Below are 2,658 nucleotides of genomic sequence, written 5' to 3'. Positions count from 1 at the left end.
GGAATTCTAAACGTTTGGCTTTGGGGTTAGTGCCAGATAAAGGAATACGGATAGAAGCACAACGGTTACCTTGGGAGTAAGCTAAGTTCACTGGTGCTTCATAACCAGGTACTAGGCGCTTGTATGAGTTGGTACTGGGGTTGGTAATTGCCAATAGCGCTGGTGCGTGTTTGAGAAGACCACCAATGTAGTACAACGCTATGTCACTCAAACCAGCATACTTATCACCTGCAAACAGAGGTTGGCCGTCTTTCCAAATGGACTGGTGAGTGTGCATCCCTGAACCGTTATCGCCAAACAGTGGTTTAGGCATGAAGGTAACGGTTTTGCCGTATTTCTTGGCAACGTTCTTGATGACGTATTTATAAATCATCAGCCAGTCAGCAGCTTCGACCAATTTACCAAAGCGGAAACCCAGTTCGCTTTGACCACCAGTAGCAACTTCGTGGTGATGCTTTTCAATAGGTACACCTAACTGCGCCATCGTCAACAGCATTTCTGTACGGATATCTTGGAAAGAGTCCGTCGGTGCGACTGGGAAGTAACCTTCTTTGAAGCGTGGTTTGTAACCCAAGTTGGGTTTATTCTCTGTACCAGCTTTACCGGAATTCCAAGCACCTTCTTCAGAATCTAAGAAGTAGTAGCCTTCGTTGGCGGTTTGGGCAAATCTAGCACTGTCAAAGATAAAGAACTCAGCTTCAGGGCCAAAGAAAGCTGTGTCACCAAGACCAGTAGAAACCAGGTAATCTATTGCTTTTTGGGCAATAACGCGTGGGCAACGATTGTACCATTCACCCGTGCGGGGTTCCTTAATACTACAAATTATACTTAGCGTTGGCTCTTTCATGAATGGGTCGAACCAAGCAGTGTTGGGATCGAGTACCATCGTCATGTCCGATTCGTTGATCGCTTTCCACCCGCGAATGCTGGAACCGTCAAAAGGTACGCCATCAGTGAATGCAGTCTCATCGATTTGGTTTTGGTACACTGTGAGGTGCTGCCAAGTCCCTACTGTATCGATGAATTTGAGATCAATCAGCTGAATTTTTTCATCTTGAATTCTCTTCAAGACTTCTTGTGGTGTTGTCATTGTTACTCCTTCTCTACCAATTTCCTAAAGTAAACCAGAATCTTACATTGCATCCTAACCCTGCTGATCTCAATCAAGCCGTGACACACCTGAAATATCTTAAATACTAGACATTAGCAGATTTTGTAGCTTGTGCTACAGATATCTGGATTATCAGGTTATATTAACCTTTCGGTGATCATCTGTACAAAACTGGAAAGTTCATCATATAGGGGTCAACTTTGGCATAGAATCCATAGATAGTGGATAAATTGTTTTTGTGCCGAATCTATTTTTAATAGCACAAAAATTTACTGGTGCATAAGTGCAGCCAAATAAATATCAAACCATAAATAGTAATGATTGGGAGAAGAAGGAATGCGCGATGCGGTAACAAGTTTAATTAAGAATTATGACTTAGCTGGTCGGTATTTTGACCGGAATGCGATCGATAGCCTGAAGTCTTACTTTGACAGTGGTACAGCACGAGTACAAGCGGCGGCGACGATAAACTCTAATGCAGCTGCACTTGTCAAGCAGGCTGGCTTAAAGTTATTTGAAGAACTGCCAGAATTGATTCGCCCCGGTGGAAATGCTTATACAACTCGTCGTTATGCAGCTTGTCTGCGGGATATGGACTACTATCTGCGCTATGCCACCTATGCGCTGGTTGCTGGAAACACGAATGTGTTGGATGAGCGTGTGCTACAAGGACTACGGGAAACTTACAATTCTCTAGGAGTGCCTATTGGCCCTACAGTTCGTGGTATCTAGATTCTCCAGGATCTGATTAAGGAACAAGTGACAGCAGCAGGTGTGGTTAATACTACTTTTGTGGATGAACCATTTGATCACATCACACGCGAGTTGAGCGAACAGGATATTTAGTCATTCAAGAACAAGTATAAAGTATAGCGATCGCACTTTGGTTTAATGGAGCGATCGCTTTTTTATCAAATCTACCAGCTATTGATAGCTATTGCACCGAAATTGAACGTATCAAAATGCTCATTACCTCACCTGTATTGCCAGTTGGTAACAACGGACTCCAATCACCAATTGGGGCGTATCTCAGTTGGTGCAAAACGCGAATTGTGCTGGTAACGGCTTTGGGCGAACCAATCAGTGTATGTTTGATGGATTCTCTTTCTGGGGATGCTTGATAGTCAGTTTGGACATCTGTTAACTTTTGTAATCGTGTCATCATTGTATTTATCTCCCTATATGGGGGTTTACGAAGCGTTCGCTTTTCTGGTTGGTTCTGAGAGCGATCGCTTTTTTTGTTGTAGATTCCCTAGTTGAAATCTGCATCGGTTTTATAGGGATAATACCATAAGTGCATCCAGGTGCTGCACTTATTTGCTAAAATTTTGGCAGCACAGTGAGGCACTATATAGGGTGTGTGAGTATGGAAATATTTGAAATGCCGTCGAGGTGGAGATTAACAGTAAACTTGACAGAAGAAACACTCAAAGGACTGGAGGAATGGGCAAAAACCCAAAAACGTACTACCAGTAATCTAGCCGCAGCAATACTTACAAGCGCATTGGAGGCTTATGAACAAGGAGTTTACAACAAAAAAAGCGATC

Annotated in this window: 3 protein-coding genes and 1 pseudogene; 2 read left to right on the top strand and 2 right to left on the bottom strand. The window is 43.2% G+C overall.

Features of this window, described 5'->3' with window-relative positions; genetic code table 11:
- On the bottom strand, positions 1-1,090 hold a 1,090-nt coding region (gene glnA, locus LC574_RS34845; RefSeq protein WP_229458184.1), incomplete at its 3' end, for a type I glutamate--ammonia ligase.
- A gap of 357 nt (positions 1,091-1,447) precedes the next feature.
- On the opposite strand from glnA, the pseudogene apcB reads away from it, so the two are divergent.
- Positions 1,448-1,957: pseudogene (apcB, locus tag LC574_RS34840) on the top strand (allophycocyanin subunit beta).
- 88 nt (positions 1,958-2,045) lie between these two features.
- On the opposite strand, the gene LC574_RS34835 reads toward apcB, so the two are convergent.
- The gene (locus tag LC574_RS34835; protein ID WP_229458183.1) at positions 2,046-2,276 is read right to left on the bottom strand and encodes a hypothetical protein; all 231 of its coding nucleotides are present in this window, start codon (positions 2,274-2,276) and stop codon (positions 2,046-2,048) included.
- Positions 2,277-2,477: 201 nt separating this feature from the next.
- Here LC574_RS34835 and LC574_RS34830 point away from each other — a divergent pair.
- Positions 2,478-2,658: hypothetical protein (locus tag LC574_RS34830; protein ID WP_229458181.1), on the top strand; the 181-nt coding region annotated here is incomplete at its 3' end.

This window comes from Nostoc sp. CHAB 5715, assembly GCF_020829685.1.
Classification (GTDB): domain Bacteria; phylum Cyanobacteriota; class Cyanobacteriia; order Cyanobacteriales; family Nostocaceae; genus Nostoc.
Note: the sequence above shows the minus strand (reverse complement) of the source record. Positions and strands in the feature narration are given on the sequence as shown.